The following is a 22,742-nucleotide window of genomic DNA, read 5'->3' as shown; positions in this document are numbered from 1 at the left end:
GACGAAGCCTGCGGGAGGGTTCGGTACTGCCGGGCCCAATCAGGCCGACACGGGGAAGACCGGCCACGTGTCGACGATGGCGCCGTCCTCGTAAAGGGCGATGTCTCCGAATTGCAGGAAGACGGCCTCGCTTTGCTGGGGACGGAAGAAAACGAATTCGTCCGGCTGGATCGAGAGTTCCGGCCCGCCATTCAGCATTTCCTGGTTCGAGGAACGCCCGAACGTCTTGTTGTATTCAAGGCCTGGCGGATCCACCGGGTCAGCCAGCCAGTGGCCGCCATGGATGAAGACTGTTTTCTTCGAATTGGGGTTCCAGGCAGAGGCGGCCCCGCTTGCGAACTCAAGGCCGGGCAGGCGGGTCTTGTCGAGAGACTTGATCACCGGTGTTGCTATGAAGCTCGCGGGTTTGTGGGGTTCCAGCAGTTCGGTGTCGAAATGCGTCGGCTTGACCAGGCAGGACCCGGCCGAAACTTCATTCGCAATGTCGGTGGACTGGTAATACCTGTAGGTCGGGCTGCCGGCGGCATTGCGGGTCAGGCCAGCCATGCGGTCTGCGCCGATCAGGGCCGAGGCCTGCTCGAGTGCGGCCGTGTATGTGTTCCATGCACTTTTCAGCGCCTTGTCGCGCCAGCCGAGGGTTGTAGGCAGCGAAGGGATGTGCGGCTCGTATCCCATGAAGCCGGAGAATTCGAGATTCGGATCAGCCTCGATCGCTTCGATCGCCGCGCCGAGTTCCGGGCCGGGGGTGAAGCCGCCGCGGTGCAGTCCAACATCCAGCTCCAGGACAAGTTTCAGGGGGCGTCCGATGTCAGAAGCGAGCGACGCATATTGCTGCAGCCGTGCCGGTGTATCGATCAGCCACTCGACATTGTCTGCTGCTGTCGTGGACGTAGCCGGCAGGGTCTCAAAATAGTGCCGCGCCGCCCGGACTGGCAGCGGTTTGCCGAGCAGTTGGCTGGCTTCCGGCATGTCAATTGAGAGCTTGGACAACATGGGCTGATTGAACGTCATCAACCGGTCTGTGCCCGACAGGTCCCGGATGTACGAGATGAGATCGATGGAGGGCAGCGACTTGGCGACGATGCGGTAGCCCATGCCCGGGGGGAGGTGGGTTTTGAGAGTCCGGATATTTTCCGAAAGGCGCGTCTTGTCGATCACCAGTGTCGGCCAGGCAATGCCAGCGCCGATCAGGGCTGCCTGCATGCTCATGAAGTAGGGGTCTCTAGGTCCGCTATGATCATGCGGCTTGTTCATCAGGACGGCTCCTCCGGCGGCGACGGCGGCGCCGCCCAGAAACAGGGTACGGCGCGACAGATCAGGCATCGAAGTCTACTCCGAACAGGTGTGCAAGATGCGGGTTGAGGAATTTCCCACCTGGATCGAGCGCGGCGCGCAATTCGAGGAAATTCCCGAAATCCGGATAGAGACCGACCAGGTCTTCCTTTCCCAGCGAATGCAGTTTGCCCCAGTGAGGCCGTCCGCCATGAGACCGGTGAATGGGTTCCAGCATGTTGAAGAAATAATCGTACGGCTCGTCCACCGCGGCGTGTGTGGCGATGGACAGACGCGGACCGTCATTGAACGGGCTCAGCCACGCATCATCCTGAGCGGTCATGCGGACCTCTACCGGGAAAAACGCGTCCTTACGGGTCTCAAGGGCCGCAACGATTTCGCGAAGGCAGGCGAGGCCGTTATCCAGCGGGATGTGATATTCCATCTCGTTGAATTTGGTAGGGCGGGCCGTCGCAAGCAGTTTCCAGTAGGTGTCCGTACTTTCTTCCACGAGCCCCTTTGGCAGGCTGCCCTGTGCAATCCGCCGACGCAGCCAGGGGGCCCAGCCGAACATATCGCGCAGCGACTGCAGTCCGGCGAGTGTGTCCTCGTCCTCGTCGGAGATGCGCCCCGTCACTTCGCCGTCGTACACGTCGTGTGAGATGCCGGCAGCCAGACCTGTGAAGGGGAAATAATAAAATTCGAAGTTCCGATGCTGCTGAGACAGGTCCATCGCCTGGTCCATGATACTGTCCAGCGTATCGACCCAGACACGGCGCTTGAGCTTGTAGGATGGGACGCATTTCAGCGTGTATTGCGTGATCACGCCCAGAGCGCCGAGCGACACGCGGCCGGCATTGAAAAGGGCGGGATCGGAGCTTGCGGTCACATCCCGGGCCGTTCCATCCGCCGTGATCATCCGGAAGCCCTCAATGTGGGAATGGATGGGTTGAAGCGTCCGCCCCGTTCCATGGGTTGAGGTCGAGAAGGACCCCGCCAGAGTCTGCACATCGACATCCGGAAGGTTCTGCAGGGCGAGCCCGGCCTGGTCCAGTTCCCGCGCGGCTTGGCGGATACGTGTGCCGGCACCGACCGTGGCGAGGCCAGTCTCTTTATCTGCTGAGATGAGGCCTGAAAAACGGCTGGCATCCACAATCAGATGCTCGGATGGAACCAGTGCAGTGAAAGAATGGCCGCTGCCGACAGGCCGGACACGCCGGGCGCCTGATAGCGCAGCCGAAAGATCTGATTCCGTGGCTGGCACGGCAATTTGCCGGGGGGTGGATTGCTGAATGCCGGACCAGTTCGACCAGGCCACTTCTCCCTCCGGAGCAGGGGGAAGGCCGGGACTGTATCCGTCGCGTGTGAAGTCCTTCATGCTCCAGCTGGCATATTGCACGCCGGGAATGGCGGCAGCTGCGGCAAGTCCGGCAGTTCCGAACAGTATGGCCCGGCGTGTCGTGCTCATGATTGACCCTCGGTGGACATGAAGTCGATCAGGGCTTCAAAAGTGTCGTCCGTACAGTCCGGGCAGTAGCCCATTGCCGGCATGGCGCCGCGGCCGGAGTGGACAGACGCCAGCATGCCGTCCAGGCCGCGCGCCTCGAAACGCTGTGCCCAGGCGGCCGAATGACCTGTGAGCGGGGCGCCCAGCCCATTCAGAGCGTGGCAAGCACGGCAGGACCGGTCATACACTGCGCTGAGTTCAGGATCTGAGGGGGTGAGCTCTTCTGCCATGGCAATATGCCGGGCATCCGGTTCGATGATTTCCGGGGCTGAGTTCTCACTTGCGCCTTCAGAGCAGGCGCCCGCGCATATGAGCAGCAGCGCGACCGGAGCATACCTCACCATGTCTCTCCCCTCTTATCGACCCGGTGATATAATAAGATAGCAAATACTACTATTACATCGGGAGACAGAAAGAGTCCATCTTCGAAATAGGAGGCCTACGATTTTATTCTGCTTTTGTGGAGTTCCGGACGTCTTCGTTCAGGGCAGCAAGACGGAGGCTGACGGCATAGGCCTTCTTGGTTTCCATGCCCGCGAGAATCATGCCGGCCTGTTCGGACCGCATCAGGCGCAGGAAGCCGGCCGCGAAATCGGAATCCATCTGGTTGAAGATTGAAGCCGCCTGATCCGGTTTCATTGTGCCGTACATGCGTGCCAAGTGTTCCATGTCGTCATTGGAAACATCCTGAAGCTGGACCCAACGGTCCTGCAGGGTGGCTTCCACCGCCTGCAGGTCTGCTGCGCGCCGGTCAAGTTCCTGTTGCCGGGCGAGCAGTTCCAGTTCCAGTTCCTGCAGAGCGGCCTGCTGTTCTTTCAGCTTTCGCTGATCATCCGCCAGAAGCGCGGCCGTTTCTGCGGTAAAGCAGACCTGATCGACCTGTTTTGTGTTCGGCAATGATGCCTCTGCAGAAGGTGAATGATCCTCCGCTTCGGCGGGATGTGCAGGCGTCTGAGGGCTTTCCGCTATGGCCAGATTGCTCGGCAGGAATCTTACGGCGGCTCCCAGAGTAAACAGGAACCCGAGGGTGAGCAGGACGTAGGATCGGCTGTTGTTGAGCGATTTCATGGCAGGCAACCAGTTTCGTTTTCTGCGGGTCAGCGCCCGGTGGTCTGGGCGAGAGGGCGATAATCTTCGTCGGCAGCTTCGGTCATTTCGCGCATGTCATGCATGACGCGGTTCATTTCCATAATGCGTGTCTTGGACTGATCCAGGATGATCCGCATCATCGTGCTGAGCTCTGCCTGAGAAGCCGTGACCTGATCGACGGCATCCTTCTGCGACGCTTCAAGGGAGGCTTTCAGCTCTTCCATCCGGGCGCAGGTTTGTTTTGCATCTTCCAGCTGGGTTGCCAGGCGCGCCGCCATCTCGCCGACATGCGAGCGGGTTTCCCTGGTCGAATTGGACATCGCAGCAATGGATTTTGACATCGCCATAATGGTGGCGCCGAGGCCGTCACGTGTGTCCTGGAGGGCCTTCAGGCGGCGATTCAGAACGAAACAGTACACGCAGGCTGCGAAGGACACGAGAATGATGGCGATGTCGGTGGCTTGAATTTGCATGGGGCTCACCTCAACAGGAATTCTGTAATCAGGACGCCCTGGGAGACGCCGCCGCCGAGCACAAGTTCCGACCGCCGGCTCAGCTGTTCGCGCATATGGGCGTAAAAATCCGGATTCTCGAAATCGCTGAGTTCGACCGAACGCAGGTAGTTGGTAAATGCGTCGATCAGCACCGGTTCGGCTTTCTCAACCATGGCAGAGCCTTCATTGTCGGTGACGATGGAGACTTTCATTTTCAGGTATCGCGTCGCCGGCTCGCTGCCGATTGTAATGAGAATGTCCTGCAGCTCGACATAGGCCTGGTCTTTCTGGGCAATGGGCTCGACGGCCGGGCCTGCTTCCGGCGCCGGGCAGGCCGGCCCCGTCGGCGGGTCGGATGCAAGGACATAAACGGTTGCAAACGAGCTTGTCATTGCGCCCACAGCAAGAATCGCCAGGCCGACGAACCCGCCGCCCGACTTCTTCTTGCTGGTCCCATCGCCGCCGTCCGCAGCTTGTTCGCCAGCTTTCGCAGCACCTTTTTTAGCCATCAACTTCCCGGCTATCCCAAGACTCCCAAGCCTCGTTAAACAAGGCTTCGGGTAAAGGAAGCGTTAAGAATTTTCGGCCAGATATTAACCATTCCACTGATCCGCCCAGATACGGGAAGACCTGATTAATGAGTTTTATCGCCAATCTCCGAGCCCTGCCCGTCAGCCGGCAAATCATGCTGGCTGTCGCCGTTCTGGGGGTCGTCGGCATCATGAGCGTCATGATCCAGGGGGCGATGAAACAGCCGATGAGCCTGCTGTATTCGGGCCTTGATGCCTCGGTGACCGGCGAAATCATCGATGAACTCGACAAGCGCGGAACCAGGTACGAGATCAAAGGGGATGCCATCCTGGTGCCTCAGAATGATCGCGACTCAGTTCGCTTTGCGCTGGCCCGGGACGGACTACCGAAGCAGTCGGTTCAGGGGTATGAGCTGCTGGACAATGTAAACGGTTTTTCGGTGACTTCCGAAATGTACAACGCCGCTTACTGGCGCGCGAAAGAGGGGGAGTTGACCCGCACCATCCTGGCGGTCCCCGGCATCCAGTCTGCGCGGGTCCATATCGGGGCGAGCCTCAGATCCGGCTTTGCCCGTTCCGACCCGGCCCAAACGGCATCTGTTACGCTCTCTTCCGCACACGACCTGACGAACAGCCAAGCGCAGGGCATTCAGTACTTGGTGGCGCTGGCTGTTTCAGGCCTGAGCCCGGACGAAGTGGCCGTGATCGACCTCAACAAGGGCATTCTTGCCGGTCCCGGTGTTGCCAACGCAGAACAAGCGGGCGTCAAAGCCGAAACACAGGAAGCGCAGCTCGAGCAGAAGATCCTGCGCCTGCTGGAAGCGCGTGTGGGACCCGGAAACGCGCGTGTCTCGGTTTCCGTAGACGTCAGCCATGAGCGTCAGCGCACATCTGCGGTGACCTATGATCCCGATTCCCGGGTTGTCCGTAGCCGGACAACTGGGGATGTGGCGGAAACCAGCGGCGGAACATCAGGCGCGTTGACGGTTTCCAGCAACCTGCCTCAGGGCGCTGCGCCTGCCGGTAGCCAGAGCAATAGCTCTGTCAAGAATTCGTCGGAGTCGGTCTCTTACGAGATCAATGAAACACGGACCGAAACCGAACGTCTGCCCGGACAGGTCGAGCGGATCTCCGTTGCTGTCCTCGTCAACGACCAGGTGCTTGGTCTGGATCCGGCTGCGCCGGATGCTGCATCGGTTAATGATGAAATGGTCGCCAATTTCCGTCAGCTGGTAATGTCTGCTGTAGGTCTCGATCAGGGCAGGGGAGACAATCTGACGGTCGAATTCATGCCGTTCCAGGCAGCTCCGGTCGAAGACCTTGTCGCTGCACCGAGCATGATGGATCAGCTGATGGAGCGGTATTTCTGGTCCGGTATCCAGATCCTGGTGCTTGGCCTCGTGGTCATTGTGCTTGCGCTGGGCGTGATCCGGCCGATGCTCAAACAGCCAAAGACCGGGGCACTTGCGCTTGACGATGACGAGCCAGGTAGCCTCGACGCGATTGCGGCCGATCCCTTCGTCTCCCTGAAGGACTACGCGACCGAACGTCAGGATGACGCCGCTGCGATCCTGCAGGAATGGCTGAGCGAAGACCGGAAGGTCGCCGTTAATGAGTAGTGCTCTGCTTTCCAACCTCCCTCGGTTCGACCAGGGAGATCAGACGCATCCGGCCGAACAGCTGAAGCGTATGCTGGGGCAGATGCAGGAAGCGGCTGCACGGACGAAACCGGCTCCTGAACCCACGGGTGAATCAGTCGAGGAAGAAGTGCAATCGCCTGAGCCGGTCGACCTCGGCCCTTCGCTTGCCGAAATTGAGAGCCTCGCCGGGCAGCTTTCTGCCGTATTGGGCCGTATCGAGAACGAGGCGCGTGACCAAGCGATGCAGGTCACCCAGGCGCTTGCGGCCCGGCTGTTTCCGGAACTTTCCCAACGCTTCCTGGCTGCCGAGATCGCTCAGCATCTTCCGCAACTCATTCCGGCATCTGTGCCATCTATCGAGATCCGTGCGCGGCAGGAAGTGTTGAACAGGCTGGAACCGTTTATCGCGCATGATCCGTCACTTTCAGAGCGCTGCAAGATGACACCTGCGGCGACCGCGGATGAGCCCCGCGTGCAGGTTTCCTGGCAGACCGGCGGTGTAACGTTTGATTTTGAGGGGTTGCTGGCTGCTTGTCTGAGCCACCTGGACCCCTCCCACACGATGATTGAGGAGTAGACGCATGGCCGCCCCTATGGAAGCCGAACCCAAGCCTGCCGATGTCGAACGTCGGGATCCTTCATCGGCGAACCAGCACCGCCGGACCATTTTCAGTGTTCCGGTCACCGTGACGGTCTCGATCGGGCAGGCCCGGTTGAGCGTGTCGGAGATCCTTGAGCTGCAGCCCGAATCCATCGTGCCGCTGACCTCCCGGATTGAGGACCCTGTCGATCTGACCATCGACAACAAGATCATTGCCAAAGGCGAACTGGTTGAGACCGAGGACGGTTCCCTGGGCGTGAAAATCACGGAGATACCGGAGCAATCCTACGATGATCTTGGCTAAGGCCGGGGGAGGTTTCCTCCGCTTCAGCATTCTTATCCTGATTGCCGCGGCGAGCCTTGGGTTCGCCGCGCATGCACAGGGTGCGCCGGCGCTGGACCCGGTGCCGAGTCTGAATGATGTCCTGAACGGAAACGGGCAGGGGGGGCTCAGCCGGTCGGTCATTCAGCTGTTCCTGCTGGTCTCTGTGCTCAGTCTGGTTCCGGCCATCGCCATGATGGTGACCTGTTTGCCGTTCATGGTCATCGTGTTCTCGTTTATGCGCCAGGCGATCGGCGTCCCTCAGGCCCCGCCCAACATGATGATCATGGCGCTGGCCATGTTCCTGACATTCTTCGTCATGGAGCCGGTTTTCACCGATGCCTGGGACAGTGGCATCTCCCCCTACATGGATGGCGTGCTGACAGAGGAACAGGCCTGGGTGATGACCACTGACCCGTTCCGGACCTTCATGACGAGCCGCACCGAGCCGGAAACACTTTTCGTCCTCAGCGATGCCCTGAACCGGCCGCTGGCAGAAGGGGAGGCACCTTCGTTCCCGCTGCTTGCGACCGGCTTCATGCTGTCGGAAGTCAAGCATGCATTTCAGATCGGCTTCGTGATTTTCCTGCCCTTCATGGTGATCGACCTTGTGGTTGCCTCTGTCCTGATGGCGGTTGGCATGATGATGGTTCCGCCCACCGTGGTGTCCCTGCCGTTCAAGCTCGGTTTTTTTGTGCTGGCGGATGGCTGGCTTAAGATTACGGAAGCCATTTTGCGCGGATATGCAGGATGAGCTCAGCCCGTCCCGCCTCAAACGTTGAAAGCCTGCCAGCGCGGCGCGCGCAGAAGATGGCTGCTGTCGTGCCTCAGCCCGCACCGATAAGCTCGGCCCAGCGCGCTGCCGTGATCATTGCCCTGCTGGGGGAGAGCGCTGCGAAGCCGATTGTCGAAAAGCTCGACGATGCGGCGCTAGCCAAAGTCGCCACCGCGCTCGAAAATCTCTCCATGCTGACCCGTGACGAGCTCATAGAGATCGTCATGGACTTCATTGCTCACCTTCGCAAAACCAATGGTGCGCTGCGTGGTGGACGTACCCGGGCGAAAGAAGTTTTGTCTGGTGTCGTCGATTCCGGCCGCCTGAACCTGTTGTTTAAGGAAGATCAGCCGGATACGGTCGGCGATGAGGACGATGAGGAACTAAGCGTCTGGGAGCGTCTGGAGCGAAAGGACCCCAAGCAGATTGCCACCTATCTGTCGCGTCTGTCGCCCAACCTCATTGCCTTGATCCTCCAGAAACTGGATGTGTCAGTTTCCTCCGAAATCCTGGGGCATATGGAAGGCGAAAAACTCGGGCCGATGATCGGGCACATGGTTGAGCCACGCAAGACAGACCCGGGTGTCGACCAGGTACTTGGCCGGATGGTCGAGATGGAATTCCTGAATGCTGTGCAGGAAGAGGATGCAGATGAAGGCAACAACCTGGCTTCGGTTGGAGAGTTGCTGAGCCTCATCTCGACCGAGAAGCGTGACAGCCTGGTGGCTTTCCTCCGGGCCAAGCATGAGGACAAACTCGAAGGCATCGAAAAGTCGATCTTTACAATCGAAGGCTTGCCGGACCTTCTTCCGAAAAATGCGGTTCCGGTCGTATTCCGCGAGGTCGACCAATCCTTCCTGCTGAAACTCCTGAGCACGTTGCAGGGCGGCAATAGCGCCGTATCCGATTACCTGCTCGGCAATATTTCATCGCGTATGGCAGACCAGTACCGCGACGATCTGGGGACCATGAAGCCAATGGCTCCGGAAGCCGTGGAGCAGGTGCAGCGCGAGTTTCTAAATGTGCTGATGGGCCTCAAGCGCCGCGGACTGATCGTCCTTGAGCGCAACGCCGAGGAAAACGCCTGAGGCGCTCCGCCCGGCTTAACTCTCACAGACAAGCTCTATCGGATGACCAGTTCGGCATGAATGGCACCGGCCGTTTTCATGGACCGGATAATGTCTGCCATTTCCTGCGGCGTCACGCCTAACGCGTTAAGCCCGGAAATCAGTTCCGACAGGGTTACATTCGGTTGCAGCATGGCGATGTTGCTGCTGCCGGTCTGCCCGATGGAAATCTCCGATCGAGGCAAAACCTGTGTTTCGCCATTCGAGAATGGGCCGGGCTGAGAGGCGACAGGCGTCTCGGAAATCTTGATAGAAATATTTCCCTGGGCAATTGCCACGCGGGAAATGGTAACATCCTCACCGAGCACAATGGTTCCGGATTTTTCATCGATCACAATCCGCGCCGGGGCATTGACCGGCACGGTCAGGTTCTCGATTTCGGCCAGGAGCCGGGCAGGGGAGACCTGCAGAGACGCAAAGTTCAGCTCAACAGTGCCTGGATCCCGCATTGAAGCGACAGGCATTCCAACGCGCCCATTGATCACGTCTTCAATCCGGGCGGCGGTTGTGAAATCAGGGCTGCGTAGGGCCAGTGTCAGTTCGCTGCGGTCGTTGAAATCATAGGCCAGTTCACGCTCGACGCGCGCACCGTTCGGGATCGCACCGGTTGTCGGTGTCCCTCGCGTTTCCCGCGCGCCCTGAGCCTGAACATCGATACCGCTGACAATTATAGACCCCTGGGCAACCGCGTAGATCTCGTTGTCTGCGCCTTTGAGTGGTGTGAGGATCAGCGTGCCGCCTTCAAGGCTCTTTGCATCGCCGATTGAGGCCACAGTCACATCGATACTAGACCCCGACCGGGAGAAAGAGGGCAGGGTCGCGGTCACAAGAACCGCGGCCACGTTCTTGGGCTTGATTTCTTCCCCCTGAACATTCACGCCGAGGCGTTCAAGCATGTAGGAGAGGGAGTCCTCCGTAAATGGAGCATTTTTGACCGTGTCACCGGTGCCGTTGAGGCCAACGACGATGCCGTAGCCGACCAGGTCATTCTGCCGGATGCCTTCAACGTCAACGATGTCGCGAATGCGGGTCTCAGCGCTTGCTGTAAGAGCCATTGCCGCGACAGAGAATGCGGCCAGAATAAGAGCGGACCATTTCATGTCGCTACCTCATATAATTCAGCAGGCTGAGATTCGCGAGCCGGGCTGTAAGAGTGTAAGACGCTTCGAGGCTGGTTTCCAGCTGCTTCAGTTCCGAAGCTGCTTCGTACTGGTCTCGGGCTGTCATTTGATTGAAGGCGTGGGTGAGAACCGTTTCTTCCACATCCAGTGCGCTTTTTGAGGTTTCGATCTGCGCCTGCAGGATACCTCGTTCGGCGCGAGCATTTGTCAGCGCTGCCTGACCATCTGCGATGGTGTCGGTTGCCTGGATCAAGGCATCGCTGTTTCCATCGAGCAGCGCCAGTGTCTCATTTGATCCGGAAAGGGCCAGAACGGCAAGTCCCCAGACGGACTGGATGATGGCGGGGTCTGTTCCGGTGACGCCGGCAGGGTCAGACGATGTTGGCGTGCCCGCATAGATGTCTGCCTGCCAGCCACCGCCGGGCGTATTGAAATATGTGTCCATCTGCGCGGCAAAGTCTGCTGCGTCAGTTGCAGAAGCGGCCATTGCGCGGACGTCGTCCAGAAATTCATCCGCATCGGCAAAGGGCTTGGTGTTCGTTGCGTTTCCGGAAAAGAGATACCGCTCCCCATGCCGGGTGTTGAGCACCGAAAAAGTGGATGCGAGCGCCGCCTGCGCATCTCTGACGACGGCTTCCCTTGCCGTAAAATCCTCAGAGCCAAGGGCCGCTTTCATGCGGACGCCGAGTTGCCCGATATTGTCATCAATCGCCGTAAGGGACTGCTGGATGATTTCGAGCCGGCTTTCCTTCAGAACCAGCTGCGTTCGCTCGTTCGACACATCATCAATGGCCTTCTGTCCCAGCATCGCCTTCCCGATGCGGCCGGACAAATGTGCGGTCATATCCTTGTAGCGCCCGGTAACGGCTTCTTCCGACGTTGTGTCGATGCGCTCGCGCAGCCGGACAATTGTCTCGCTGAGGCCGCCTGAAAGATGAGTGAGAGGGAGAGTTAGTCGCATGTCATCAAATCTCCATCAGCCTGTCGATCATATTGCTGGCAATTTCAATGACACGTGCATTGGCAGCGTAAGCCTGTTCGATGATCAGGAGGTCCTGCATCTGCTGGTCGACATCGACTCCGGTCTCTGAGACTTCGGCTTCCGCCATGATCGTGTATTGTGAAGCCGTCGACGAGAGGATGGCCTCGTGGCTGACCCGTTTCTGACCATTCATTGAGGCAAACTGTGCGAGAAGCTCGCTTGAGGAGTAGCTGCCCTGGAAGCCGCCAGAATTCATTGGACTGACGTTGGTGATGGCATCCAGCATGTTCTGCAGGATGGTGGTATCGCCCGAGGCGCCTTCGCTCGTGGCTCCGATGCCATCCCGCAGCCGCCACATATTGCCTCCCTGAGCCGGGTCGATAGCCGGGTTGAGGGCAAGCCGGCCGGCAAGGCCGGGATCCCCTGAGCCGTCGGAATCCACAAACAAGCCTTGGGTGCCGGGTGTCTTGGTCGGGTCTATGGAATCGTCGGACAGGCGTGTGATGAGATCGCCAGCGAGTGTATCGAGCTGGTCGCTGAAGGCGGGCAGGTCCGTATCGCGGAGTGTAAACAGCGCACCGAACATGCCGCTTGAGACAGCGCCATAGGATGACGTTCCCGGCGTGATAGAGATCCCGTCAACGGTCATGCCTGACAATCCGCCGCCTGCAAGGGTTTGCGTGGGGCCGAAAGCCGTCGATGGGGAAAATTCGATTTGTCTTGCCGTGGATTGCAGGAGGTAGACGCCTTCCTGCGTGACAATGTCGATTCCGCCACTCTGGCGTGGCACGGTCTGGATCGGCATATATTCGGCGATCTGGTCCAGCAGTCGGCCGCGCTCATCCATAAGAGCTGCCGCCTGGCCGGACGACTGATCGATTTTTGCCAGTTTGGCGTTGATTTCCTCTATCCCCTTCAGGGCAGAGTTCACCGTGTCGACGCCGATAGCGATTTCATTGTCCGCGTCTGCGCGCAGGGACGTAGCGAAGTCCGAGAGGGCGTTGAACTCGTTGACCAGCGAGACCGCAGCCTGAAGCGTTGCCGTCATGTCGGATCCGGATTCGGGCGACACAGCCAGATTGGAGAGGGCGCTCTCGAAATTCGAAAACAGACCGAACAGGCTCGCCCCATCGGCCGTGCTTCCGACGCGAGTTGAAATCGTATTCCAGGTGGCGGCAAAGAGGTCTGCCTGAGAGAGGTCACTGCCAATCGAGCGGCGTTCAGTTGACAGGGCTTCGTTCCCTGCGCGAGCGACCCCGACAGACCGTACGCCGGAGCTTTGGCCGGCAATAATGTTTTCGGAAACAATCAACGAACGGCGGACATAGCCCGCCGTCGTCGAGTTCGAAACGTTCGCGGCGACAATGTCGGCCTTCTGACTGGTAATCCGAAGGCCGGACTGTGCCGCCTGGATGGCGCTAGATATGGTCACTTGCGTGCCGCCCCCTCAGGCCCGGATCAGCGCTTAAGGTTGGTGGTTTCCTGCAGCATCTCATCGACCGTCTGGACGATCTTCGCGTTCGAAGAATAGGCCCGCTGCGTTTCGATGAGGTCTGTCAGTTCTGCGGCAATATCCGTCGTCGACTCCATCAGAGAGTAACCTGATACAGTTCCAACCGGGCCTGTGCCGGCGTCCCAGAGATAGAGGCTGCCGGAAGAGGAGGAGACAGAGAATGCCTGACCGTCGAGCGCGGTGAGACCGTTCATGTTCGGAACGTCACCAACCGGGATCTGATAAAGTGTACGACGCAGGCCTGTGTCGTAGACGGCCTGCAGATAGCCGTTTTCATCGATTTCGACCGATGCAAGGTCGCCGAGCGGCGCGCCGTCTTTGGTTACTGCCGTCGGAGAGTAGGGGCCAGCCAGCTGCGTGATCCCTGCGCTGTCGTCAGGGCGGCCGATGAAAATATCGACCGGACCGTGTTCGAGTGTCATGGAAAGTTTGCCGGTGGCAGGATTATAGCTGACGCCGCCGCCAGCTGTTGCCGTGTCAATCCGGCCACCATTTGCTGCGGTATCGTCAAACACGAGGTTCAGGCTGCCGATCGAAGTCGCCGGATTGCCAGCACTGTCGAAGAACTGAACGTCCCATTCATTTGAGGAACCGCTGCCGGGAACAGACGGCGTAAATTCCATCGTCAGCGTCTGGGCACGGCCGAGATTGTCAAAGTACTCAATCGGCAGCGAATAGGGCTCGCCCGACCCACCGGCATTCGTGGCGTCTGCTGGCAGGTTGATGCCGAGTTCCATACTCGTCGTTGGGGAGGCGGTGAACTGGGATGTCGCGATGTTCACTGGCTCAAGGTTCAGGCCGCTGTTGCGACTAACATTGCCGATGTCACCTGAGGAGTCTGCTGGCCAGCCCAGCAAAAACATACCGCTCTGAGTACGGAGATAACCGTTCTGGTCAGTATGGAATGAGCCGGTGGGCAGGAGCATGAGCGAGCGTTCCGACGGAACTGCGCCGACGCCACCTTCATTCGTAACCGGGATCAGGCCGCGGCCTCCGACAGCAATATCCGTCGCGTTACCTGTTCCTGTCAGCGAGCCCGTTGCCGAAATATCCTTGAAAGAACTCACCCGCACACCGCCTGCCGCATAGGCGGAGCTGCGTTGCTGGAGAACCATGCTCGAAAAATCGACCTGACTGCGTTTGTATCCGTAGGTCGACGAATTGGCGATGTTATCGGAAATCGTGGAGAGGCGGGCGGAGTTTACATTCAACCCCATCACCCCTGCGTTCAGGGACGAAGAAATGCTCATGTCGGTTGCTCCTGCAAAGTGACGCAACCATGAGTAATTCTCCTTGGTTAATGACGAGATAACTCCGCTTAACCCCGTAAATTTATTGGGTCAGGATGGTAATCGAGATTCGCCTGTTCTGAGGTGCGGACGGATCGTCCGGGATCAGGGGTTCGGAGTCCGCCTTGCCTGACACTTCGCGGATCCGATCAGCCGGCATACCGGAACGAACCAGCAGGCGGCGTGCTGTGTTGGCGCGATCTGCCGACAGGTTCCAGTTATCGTAGACTGCGGCGTTCCGGTAGGTGCGGTTATCTGTATGTCCGACGATCTTAACCTGGTTTTCAAAGCTGCCGAACGAGCCTGCGACCTGACTCATCAGGTCGGCCAGAAGTTCGGAAGGGTAACTCGACCCGACCGGGAAGAGGGGAGTCTGCGCAGAGTCCGTGATTTCCACCACGATTCCTTCCGGGGACATCTTGATCAGCATGTGTTCCGAAATCTGGTGTCCGTCTTCGGTGAGACCTTTTTTGAGATCTTCCAGTTGCGCAGTGATCGCACGCTCGTCTGTTTTGTCCTTTGACCCGTGCGAGTCGATGGATTTCGAGCGCGATGCGCCTGTGCCCATCTTCGCGTAGGTTTCTTCGGTGAAAATGGATGAACCATTCAGCCCATCGGAGCCGCCGCCAGAGATGCGGCTGATCGGAATGGTCGGGTTGAAATAGTCTGCAATACCCTTGCGCTGTTCCTCTGTCGTGGCGTTGAGGAGCCACATCAGAAGGAAGAACGCCATCATCGCGGTCACGAAGTCGGCATAGGCAACCTTCCAGGCACCACCATGGTGTCCGTCGGCTTTAACGACCTTCTTCCGCTTGATGATTGTCGTGTGGACGACTGGTTGTTGCTTAGTACCCATTAACCCTAACCATTTGAGGCAGTGGGCATTCTCTAACAGACAGCTGTGAAGGAACGCTGCGGAGGCGATGGTTAACTTGCCCCGCCTCGTTAATGGTTTTTCAACCGGTCACCGACCATCACTGGTTAACGGGACGGTACGTTTTTTTAATAGGTGGCAAACTGTGTCTGCAGTTCTGCGGAAAAAGATAGAAGCTGGGGCAGGTATTCCACCCAGCATGCTGCGGCTGCAGTCATTCTGGCTGAAGTTGCAGACCTGTACCCGTGAGTGGGCGGCAGACACTTATGGAATTCAGCCGGATATTACGCTCGCCAGCCGGCGTACTGTCAGTGGCGTTGAAGCGCGGCAGACGCTGGACCAGGAAGCCGGATTCTTTTTCTCTGCCAATCTGTCGCCAGGGCTTGCTGGCCTTGCGTTGGATTCTGCCGGCGCTGTCCGTAATGCTGCGGTCCGCATGGACCAGGACGTCGACAGCCTTGCTGATGCTTCGCCCCTGTTTCTCAAGTTGCTGGCCGAACAGGCTGGCCTCGATCTGGCCCAATCCGTCTCGGCGGGCCTGTTCAGGATAGAGCAGGGGGTAGCTTCGACGGCCGACTCGGCAGGGGCGGCTGGCAGTTTCAGCGCGGCAAACCGCTATCTGCTCATTGAATACAAGCTGCAGCTGAATGAAGATGTCACCCGGGTCTGGTTCGTATTTGCCTTTGATTATTTGCAGAAATTTATCGCATCAAGCTTGCGCGACGCGGCCGATAATAAAGCCCAGGCCCGTCATCACAGCCGTAAATCGCTCAGCGACAGCGTGCTGGCGTCCACGACCACCCTGGATGCCGTTCTGGACCGATTGTCCCTGACAATCGGTGAGTGCGCCAAGCTTGAAGTCGGCACTGTGCTGCCGCTGTCCGGAGCGGACGCAGGCAAGTTGTCCTTGTCAGCGGATACGTTGAATGGGTGCGTCGATATAGGTTCGGGCGAACTGGGGGTCTGGAAGCGGCAGCGAGCGCTGAAGCTGACAACACCAATTTCGGAAAATTTTGCGCAGGAAATCGTGGATTCTTAGCAATCGCTCCGTGTGGAGATTGCTAGAGGGGAGTTGAGAAGTGAACGCAATTATTGGGATGCTGGTGACAGTTGCCATGGTTTTTGGCGGTTATCTGTTGGCTGGCGGCAAAATGGAAATCATCACGCATGCGCTCCCGTTTGAGGGCATGATGATCGGTGGTGCGGCGATCGGCGCCTTTCTGGCGGCCAACGACCTGACGACGATCAAGCATACGGTCGGTGACATCGTCTCCGTGTTCAAGGGACCGAAATGGAAAAAGCAGGACTATCAGGATCTGCTTTGCCTGATGCATGAGCTGCTGAATGTGCTCAAGCAAAACCCGGTCGACATCGAACCACATATTGAAGCGCCGAACGAGTCTGACATTTTTGCCAAGTATCCGAAGATCCTTAAGGACCATGCGGCGGTCGAAATGATCTGCGATACGATCCGTTCAATGATCATGAACTTCGACAATGTTCATCAGGTTGAGGAACTCCTCGAAGCGCAGCTGGAAGGCTTGCAGGAAGACAGCCTGCACGGCGCGCATGCCTTGCAGAATATGGCTGATGCCTTGCCGGCCCTTGGCATTGTCGCCGCCGTTCTGGGGGTCATCAAAACGATGGCCGCAATCGATAAGCCACCGGAAATTCTGGGTGGGATGATCGGCGGCGCTCTCGTCGGAACATTTCTTGGCGTGTTTCTCGCCTACGGTATCGTGGGGCCGTTTGCAAACAAGGTGAAGCACAATCGGACTGAAGAGCATTTCTTCTATGCCACCATTGGCGGTCTTCTTGTGTCGAATCTGCACCACAACCCGGTGAATATTTCGGTCGAGGTTGCCCGCCGCCATGCCCCGGCCCGGGTGCGTCCGAGTTTCGATGATGTGGAACAGGCAATTCGGGAGCTGAAAAAAGCGGCATGACGCGATTTGCCCTCCTTCTGCTTCTTGGCTGTCTCCTTGCGCCGGCTTCGCTGGCGCAGGAAGGCGCAACAGCTGAGTCCAAAGTAGAAGAAGGTAAGCCGGTCCAGCTGGCGAATGAGCTGGATCAGTTTGTTCGCGATGCTATCGATGAGGGATTGCTGACCCCGGCCGGGGACGTAGATGCCGCGCCGGAAGAAATGGTTGCCGATCGTCCTGGTCTGCCTGCCGGCGTAAGGCCGCGCCAGGCAGCGCCGTTTCCTGTCGAGGTGGACTGCGATGGCCAAAACCCCCTCGACTTTGGTGAATTCGAAGCGTTTGACCGTTATCAGCAAATCTACACCTTTCAGGAGAAGGCCCGCCAGCAGCCCGGGCAAGGTGAGGAACTTGCTGGGGTTGAGCTCGCCAAAGCCTACCTCGCGCTCGGACTCTACTCCGAAGCTGGTATGGTTTTGAAATCTACGCCCGGACCTGTGGCGACCGCGTACCTGAAGGTCAGCCGCCTGATGGAAAACCGGACCGCTGTGGATGTGGATTACTTCCAAAAGCTCGCTGAGTGCCGGGAAGAAGCGGGAATCTGGTATGGCGCTGCACTGCTGGCAAGCGATCGTGATGCGGGCGTGGACGTCTTCGGTGAGAGCATCAATGCCTTCCGCAAGTTGCCGTTTCGCTTGCGCGCCGATCTGACCGCCATGGTTGTGCCGGAGCTGGACAGGCGCGGTGAACGTATTCTGCCTGTGAAACTCCTCGCGGATTTCACACCCGCCCAGATTTCTGACACAACACAATTGCAGTTCGCGAAGTCCATTATCGACCTTGGGGAGCAACGGCCCGACGCGGAAAAGAACTTGCGGAGATTTCTCAGTGAACCGCAATTCCAGGAGCAGGCGCTTGCCGTCCTTATGCGGCATGGCAAACCGCTGAACAGCGTGCAGGAAGAAATCCTGATGGGCGAACTGATGAAGAAGTTCGGCCAGACAGGAGATGACCGGGCGCTGGCCGCTAGCCTTCAGTATGCGTTGCAGGAACTGAGTGGCAGCTCCAACTATCAGCCGATAATGGAGCTCGCTGGCATGCCGGCACTTCAGAATGAGCCAGCGCAAAAAGAAATCCGGCGCCAGTTCATCAAAGGGTTGGAACGGGATTTGACCAGCGATAACCGGCTTCGGAACCTTGCCGCGCTAAATGCACTCGTCTCGGACCCGGGGATTTTGGCATCGGCTCCAGAGCGGACAAAGCTTTACCGGTCCGGGGCATCCTTGTCGGTTCGGTTCGGTCTCGTATCCATGACGCGTGTGTTGATGAAGCAGGACGAAACGGATGATGCCGTGATCGCAGAGCTCGCACGGTTGGAGTTCCGCGCGGGGGACTATGATGCGGTCACCAATTGGGCTCAGGCTTATCCGGAAAATGCACCACTCAACCTCCTCGCCGCGCAAAGTGCGATCCGGCAGGGCAACCTGGTTGGTCTTCGTATTTATGAAGACCGGATGGAGATGGACCCGGAAGCTGTCTTGTCACTGATCGAACTGGATGCCGCGACAAATCGGTGGATTGTCTCGGATGAAATCTATGCGGCGGCGGCAGCCCTGGAAGACCCCCTCCTGAGACAGCGAGCGGACCGGGTGTTTGCGATGCGCTCCTCAGCCCGGGAGTTGGCTAAGCCCAGAAAGTCGAAGCTCGCCATGGGACAGGTTTCGTCCGTCCTTGGACAGCCTTCAGAACAGGTCACCGGAGGAGCGCACTGATGTCGAGCGCTATTTACGCTATGCTTGGCCGTCAACAGGGCCTGATGCAGGAAATGCAGGTGGTGGCGAATAACATCGCCAACTCCAGCACGACCGGGTATAAATCCGACCGCGCGCTCTTTGGCGAGTTTCTTGTCGCAACCGGATCTCAATCCTCTTCCCTGTCGATGGGCGGATTGGCTGGGCACAGCTTTGCCATGGAGCAGGGGGCGCTGAAAATCACCGGCGGGGAACTGGACCTGGCGATCCAGGGCGACGGGTTTTTCCTGGTCAATACAGAGCAAGGGCAGCGCCTGACCCGCGCCGGTCATTTCCAGCTGTCCGCTGATGGCCAACTGGTGGACATGAATGGCAGCCCGGTCCTCAATGCGGGGGGCGCGCCGATCAATATCCCCCCGAATGCCAGTCAGGTTCGCATTGCTTCGGATGGCACGATCACGATCAGCGCAGGCGATGGCCTCCCACCCCAGGAAGTCGGGCAGGTGGGCATTGTGACTGTCGATCAGGAAGCGACTTTAGTCCGCGATTCCAATTCCTATTTTTCCGCACCCGATGGCCACAGGCCGGCAGAGAACAATGAAATCGTTCAGGGCGCGCTTGAGCAGTCGAATGTTTCTCCAGTGCTGGAGGTCGCGCGCATGATTGAAGTGCAGCGCGCCTATGAGGCCGGACAAGCCCTTTTTGAACGCGAAGATCAGCGCATCAGCAAGATCATCAGCGCAGTACGCAACGGATAAGACAGGCAAACAGCCGGTAAGAGAAGGAGCAGGACGTGAAATCTCTACAAATCGCCGCGACAGGGATGGCCGCACAACAGATGCGGGTCGACGTCATCTCCAACAATATCGCGAATATGAGCACGGCGGCTTACCGGCCGCGGACTGCAGAGTTTTCGGATCTGGTCTACCAACAATACCTGACCCCCGGAACATCGACGTCACAGGTCGGCACACTGGTGCCAGCCGGTATACAGATCGGTACGGGCGTTCGTCCGTCAACGGTCTCTATGGAATTGACGCAAGGCGCCCTGAACCCGACCGATGCGGAACTGGACCTGGCAATCGACGGATCAGGCTATTTTGAAATCACGCTGCCATCCGGCGAGTCTGCCTATACCCGGGATGGAAAGTTCAATCGCGGTCAGGCAGGTGAAATTGTCACCATGGATGGCTTCCCACTCGCCGATGGTGTGATCATTCCGGATGATGCTCAGAGCATATCGATCAGCCGTGACGGCGAAGTGGTTGCCTATTTTGACGGCGTGACAGAAGGGCAGGCCATCGGAAATATCCAGCTTGTCCGTTTCGTGAATGAAAAAGGCCTTGAGGCAATGGGGGACAACCTGTTCCGCGAAACAGAGGCCTCTGGAACACCGACCCAGCTGGTGCCCGGCACTGAGGGCGCAGGTTATATCCGTCAGGGTTTCCTGGAAGGGTCTGGTGTTGATGTCGTGAAGGAAATCTCTGAACTGATCGAAGCTCAACGCGGATATGAGCTCAACTCCAAGGTCATCACCGCTTCGGACGAAATGCTCGCGGCGACGACAAGGGTGAAGTGATAATGATGTCGGTGTTTGCCTTCGGGTTTGGTGTGATGGCGGCGTTTGCCGGTTCATCATCCCTGGTCGCTTCGGAAGTTATCCGAGCTGGAGATCCCGTTACGGCTTACAATGCGATGACTGAAGAGGGAGAAAGCGCCTCCGGTGATCCTCTCGTCGGTCGTGAAGTCCTTCGCACAGTTTATGCGGGAAAGCCCATAACGTTCGAAAACACGCGGGCCCCTGTCATCGTCCGGCGCAATCAGGTTGTCTCGGTAAAATATATCAAGGGCGGCCTGGAAATCACGGCGTCTGGCCGTGCTCTCGGAGATGCGGGGGTAAATGATCCGGTGACGGTGCTTAATCAACAGTCGAAGCAAATGGTGCAGGGCATCGTTCAGGAAAGCGGATGGGTATTGGCACAATGAGAAACTTTCTTTCAACCGCGCTGATTGCAACTGCCGCAACGGCTTGTGCCGGGTCTCCGCTTTCAGACCCCAAACCCGAGCCTGTTCCACTCTATGCCGGGCCGTGGGCTGGGGCAGGGGTTGATATGGATGCGGTCAGCGAACCAAACCCGTCCCTGTGGGCAACCTCGCCGAATGCGCTGCTTAGCATGCGCCGGGCGAAGGCTGTCGGAGATCTCCTGACCGTCGTTGTGGAAATGGATGATCAGGCGAGCCTGAAGAGTTCTCTTTCACGCAGCCACGGGTCCAGTGAAGACATGAGCATCGATGCGTTACTGGGTCTTCCGGACGTCCTGAACAATGCGCTGCCGGGATCGGCCAGCGTGTCGCCAGCAATCGACTTCAAGCGCAATTCGAATATGGCGGGCAATGGCGCAGTGAACCGGGCTGAAAAGGTCACGTTTACACTTGCCGCGCGCGTGGTCGGGGTTGAGCCCAACGGGAACTTAATCATTCAGGGGTATCAGCAGACACGGGTCAGTAACGAGATCCGCTATCTGAGCGTCTCGGGCGTCATTCGCGCCCAGGACATTACCCGGACCAACACTGTAACATATGACAAGATCGCCGATGCCCAGCTTTCCTACGTCAATCAGGGTGACACAACCGGTCCCAACGGGCGCAAAGCGGTGCCGAAGCTTCTGGACAAGGTGCTGCCATTCTAGGGGTGGGAGACCGGCATGAAGCATGTCATCTCTGCAGTGGTCGCGGTCGTATGCATTCTGATCGGCGGCATTACCGGACATTTTGTTAAGACGGGTCTGTCGGCAGCGGCCAGTCCGAGCGCCCATGAGGCATCCTCAAAGTCTGATGGGGGACACGGGGCAGCGGATAGCCATGGCAGTGAGAAGAAAGAGTCTCACGGCGCAAAAAAGGAGACTTCCGGTCATGGAGGCGGTGGCCATGGCAGCGATACTGCGGCCGGAGGGGTCGTCTACTTCAAGTTCACGCGTGAGTTTATCGTCCCGGTCATGCATGACCGGAAGGTTGAGAGCCTCGTCATTCTGAATATCAACCTGGAAGCAGACTCGAGCATTTCCCAGAAGCTGTTTTCCATGGAGCCCAAGATCCGGGACAACATCATGACAACGCTGATTGAACTCAGCAATGATGACCGGACTTTTGAGAACATCACTGATGTTGAAAGCTATGAGACCATCCGCGCCATGGTTCTGATGAACCTGCAAAAGGCGGTGCCAACAGGAATTCAGAATGTCCTTATTGTCGACATTGCACAGCAGGATCTTTAATCGGCTGGGCAAATAGCCGTTCATAAAACCTAGCGATTGTACTTTTCGACGTTTGCCATTTCGGTGGTCAGGTCGAGTGACGTTTCCAGCAGCAATGTCCCGCTTTCATCTACCGTGACACCGGTGACTGTTCCGATGAGGCGAGGAGACGTTGTGCGCTGTAGCTCACCATCCTTGTACATCTGAATTTCCAGTTGGTAGACGCCGTCTTCCGCCATCTGGTCTCCGGTGGAGGTTTCACCATTCCAGGTGTAGGTGCCTGCTTCAGGATCCAGAGTTTTCGACCAGATCTCGTTTCCGTCTGCATCCCGGACTTTCAGGATGGTTTCGTCCGTGGATTCCGGAATATCGACCACAAGGTCCACGCCTTCGCCTGAATAGGGGGCCCACGACGTATCGATAGCGACCGTCTCCCCCAGCCATTGGCCCGCAAGAATGCTGGAATGCAATCCGCCGATCATACTGGCTATGCCTTCCAGATGCGTATTCGACGCAACTTGTTGTTCCAGGGTCGAAAACGTCGCCAGTTGGTCAACGAACTGCGTGGAGTCCATCGGTGACAACGGGTCCTGGTTTCTGATCTGAGCGGTCAGCAGTTTGATGAATGCATTGAACTCGCTGCCGATGGTTTGTGTTGTGGCGCCAGATACGTCGGACATGT

The 22,742-nt window shown here is 58.1% G+C and carries 25 protein-coding genes; 13 read left to right on the top strand and 12 right to left on the bottom strand.

Annotated features, from left to right (window positions below):
• Positions 1-39: 39 nt before the first annotated feature.
• The 6 genes from HJA_RS13060 to HJA_RS13035 all read right to left on the bottom strand — a co-directional run bounded on the left by HJA_RS13060 (position 40) and on the right by HJA_RS13035 (position 4,871).
• Positions 40-1,323, bottom strand: a complete 1,284-nt coding sequence (locus tag HJA_RS13060; protein ID WP_051597676.1) for an alanine racemase — start codon at positions 1,321-1,323, stop codon at positions 40-42.
• Positions 1,316-2,740 (bottom strand): D-arabinono-1,4-lactone oxidase, encoded by a 1,425-nt coding sequence (locus HJA_RS13055; protein WP_035583008.1) that lies wholly within the window; start codon positions 2,738-2,740, stop codon positions 1,316-1,318. The genes HJA_RS13060 and HJA_RS13055 overlap by 8 nt, the downstream gene beginning before the upstream one ends.
• A complete protein-coding gene (locus HJA_RS13050; RefSeq protein WP_035583006.1) occupies positions 2,737-3,123 on the bottom strand; it encodes a c-type cytochrome in 387 nt (128 codons plus the stop codon). Before HJA_RS13050 ends, HJA_RS13055 begins: the two co-directional genes overlap by 4 nt.
• Before the next feature lie 103 nt (positions 3,124-3,226).
• A complete protein-coding gene (locus HJA_RS18125; RefSeq protein ID WP_051597675.1) occupies positions 3,227-3,847 on the bottom strand; it encodes a MotE family protein in 621 nt (206 codons plus the stop codon).
• 29 nt (positions 3,848-3,876) lie between these two features.
• Entirely contained in the window at positions 3,877-4,341 is a 465-nt protein-coding gene (locus HJA_RS13040; protein ID WP_035583004.1) for a hypothetical protein, read from the bottom strand.
• 5 nt (positions 4,342-4,346) lie between these two features.
• A complete protein-coding gene (locus HJA_RS13035) occupies positions 4,347-4,871 on the bottom strand; it encodes a flagellar basal body-associated FliL family protein (RefSeq protein ID WP_035583003.1) in 525 nt (174 codons plus the stop codon).
• Between the two features lie 128 nt (positions 4,872-4,999).
• On the opposite strand from HJA_RS13035, the gene fliF reads away from it, so the two are divergent.
• The 5 genes from fliF (at position 5,000) to HJA_RS13010 (ending at position 9,318) form a co-directional block, all read left to right on the top strand.
• Positions 5,000-6,511 (top strand): flagellar basal-body MS-ring/collar protein FliF, encoded by a 1,512-nt coding sequence (fliF, locus tag HJA_RS13030; protein ID WP_035583000.1) that lies wholly within the window; start codon positions 5,000-5,002, stop codon positions 6,509-6,511.
• 70 nt (positions 6,512-6,581) lie between these two features.
• Positions 6,582-7,109 (top strand): hypothetical protein, encoded by a 528-nt coding sequence (locus HJA_RS13025; RefSeq protein ID WP_162177061.1) that lies wholly within the window; start codon positions 6,582-6,584, stop codon positions 7,107-7,109.
• Positions 7,110-7,113: 4 nt separating this feature from the next.
• Positions 7,114-7,437: a FliM/FliN family flagellar motor switch protein gene (locus HJA_RS13020; protein WP_051597674.1), complete on the top strand. Its 324-nt coding sequence runs from the start codon at positions 7,114-7,116 to the stop codon at positions 7,435-7,437.
• Positions 7,424-8,209, top strand: coding sequence for a flagellar type III secretion system pore protein FliP (locus tag HJA_RS13015; RefSeq protein ID WP_035582995.1), 786 nt, complete (start codon positions 7,424-7,426; stop codon positions 8,207-8,209). Before HJA_RS13020 ends, HJA_RS13015 begins: the two co-directional genes overlap by 14 nt.
• The gene (locus HJA_RS13010) at positions 8,206-9,318 is read left to right on the top strand and encodes a FliG C-terminal domain-containing protein (protein ID WP_035582993.1); all 1,113 of its coding nucleotides are present in this window, start codon (positions 8,206-8,208) and stop codon (positions 9,316-9,318) included. Before HJA_RS13015 ends, HJA_RS13010 begins: the two co-directional genes overlap by 4 nt.
• A 35-nt stretch (positions 9,319-9,353) precedes the next feature.
• Here the strand turns inward: HJA_RS13010 and HJA_RS13005 are convergent, their stop codons facing one another.
• The 5 genes from HJA_RS13005 to HJA_RS12985 all read right to left on the bottom strand — a co-directional run bounded on the left by HJA_RS13005 (position 9,354) and on the right by HJA_RS12985 (position 15,118).
• Positions 9,354-10,457: a flagellar basal body P-ring protein FlgI gene (locus HJA_RS13005; RefSeq protein ID WP_035582991.1), complete on the bottom strand. Its 1,104-nt coding sequence runs from the start codon at positions 10,455-10,457 to the stop codon at positions 9,354-9,356.
• A 4-nt stretch (positions 10,458-10,461) separates the two neighbouring features.
• On the bottom strand, positions 10,462-11,439 hold the full coding sequence (locus tag HJA_RS13000; RefSeq protein WP_081814696.1) for a flagellin: 978 nt from the start codon (positions 11,437-11,439) through the stop codon (positions 10,462-10,464).
• Positions 11,440-11,443: 4 nt separating this feature from the next.
• The gene (gene flgK / locus HJA_RS12995) at positions 11,444-12,892 is read right to left on the bottom strand and encodes a flagellar hook-associated protein FlgK (protein WP_035582987.1); all 1,449 of its coding nucleotides are present in this window, start codon (positions 12,890-12,892) and stop codon (positions 11,444-11,446) included.
• A 26-nt stretch (positions 12,893-12,918) separates the two neighbouring features.
• A complete protein-coding gene (locus HJA_RS12990; protein WP_035582985.1) occupies positions 12,919-14,223 on the bottom strand; it encodes a flagellar hook protein FlgE in 1,305 nt (434 codons plus the stop codon).
• An 82-nt stretch (positions 14,224-14,305) separates the two neighbouring features.
• The gene (locus tag HJA_RS12985) at positions 14,306-15,118 is read right to left on the bottom strand and encodes a flagellar motor protein MotB (RefSeq protein WP_051597673.1); all 813 of its coding nucleotides are present in this window, start codon (positions 15,116-15,118) and stop codon (positions 14,306-14,308) included.
• Positions 15,119-15,281: 163 nt separating this feature from the next.
• Between HJA_RS12985 and HJA_RS12980 the strand changes: the two genes are divergently transcribed.
• The 8 genes from HJA_RS12980 to HJA_RS12945 are packed head-to-tail and all read left to right on the top strand — an operon-like array spanning position 15,282 to position 22,081.
• Positions 15,282-16,175: a FliM/FliN family flagellar motor switch protein gene (locus tag HJA_RS12980; RefSeq protein ID WP_162177060.1), complete on the top strand. Its 894-nt coding sequence runs from the start codon at positions 15,282-15,284 to the stop codon at positions 16,173-16,175.
• A gap of 40 nt (positions 16,176-16,215) precedes the next feature.
• Complete coding sequence (gene motA, locus HJA_RS12975) at positions 16,216-17,082, top strand: flagellar motor stator protein MotA (protein WP_155839987.1); 867 nt, start codon at positions 16,216-16,218, stop codon at positions 17,080-17,082.
• The gene (locus HJA_RS12970) at positions 17,079-18,827 is read left to right on the top strand and encodes a hypothetical protein (protein ID WP_035582978.1); all 1,749 of its coding nucleotides are present in this window, start codon (positions 17,079-17,081) and stop codon (positions 18,825-18,827) included. The genes motA and HJA_RS12970 overlap by 4 nt, the downstream gene beginning before the upstream one ends.
• The gene (locus tag HJA_RS12965) at positions 18,827-19,564 is read left to right on the top strand and encodes a flagellar hook-basal body complex protein (RefSeq protein WP_035582976.1); all 738 of its coding nucleotides are present in this window, start codon (positions 18,827-18,829) and stop codon (positions 19,562-19,564) included. Before HJA_RS12970 ends, HJA_RS12965 begins: the two co-directional genes overlap by 1 nt.
• Positions 19,565-19,599: 35 nt before the next feature.
• Positions 19,600-20,385 (top strand): flagellar basal-body rod protein FlgG, encoded by a 786-nt coding sequence (gene flgG / locus HJA_RS12960; RefSeq protein WP_035582974.1) that lies wholly within the window; start codon positions 19,600-19,602, stop codon positions 20,383-20,385.
• Positions 20,386-20,387: 2 nt separating this feature from the next.
• Positions 20,388-20,792, top strand: a complete 405-nt coding sequence (gene flgA / locus HJA_RS12955; RefSeq protein ID WP_035582971.1) for a flagellar basal body P-ring formation chaperone FlgA — start codon at positions 20,388-20,390, stop codon at positions 20,790-20,792.
• A complete protein-coding gene (locus HJA_RS12950; RefSeq protein WP_241764358.1) occupies positions 20,789-21,496 on the top strand; it encodes a flagellar basal body L-ring protein FlgH in 708 nt (235 codons plus the stop codon). Before flgA ends, HJA_RS12950 begins: the two co-directional genes overlap by 4 nt.
• Before the next feature lie 15 nt (positions 21,497-21,511).
• Positions 21,512-22,081, top strand: a complete 570-nt coding sequence (locus HJA_RS12945) for a flagellar basal body-associated FliL family protein (RefSeq protein WP_035582967.1) — start codon at positions 21,512-21,514, stop codon at positions 22,079-22,081.
• A 29-nt stretch (positions 22,082-22,110) separates the two neighbouring features.
• Here the strand turns inward: HJA_RS12945 and HJA_RS12940 are convergent, their stop codons facing one another.
• On the bottom strand, positions 22,111-22,740 hold the full coding sequence (locus HJA_RS12940) for a flagellar hook assembly protein FlgD (protein WP_051597672.1): 630 nt from the start codon (positions 22,738-22,740) through the stop codon (positions 22,111-22,113).
• Between the last annotated feature and the right edge of the window lie 2 nt (positions 22,741-22,742).

The sequence above is a fragment of the Hyphomonas jannaschiana VP2 genome (genome assembly GCF_000685215.1).
GTDB lineage: Bacteria > Pseudomonadota > Alphaproteobacteria > Caulobacterales > Hyphomonadaceae > Hyphomonas > Hyphomonas jannaschiana.
This window is presented reverse-complemented; position numbering and strand designations above follow the sequence as displayed.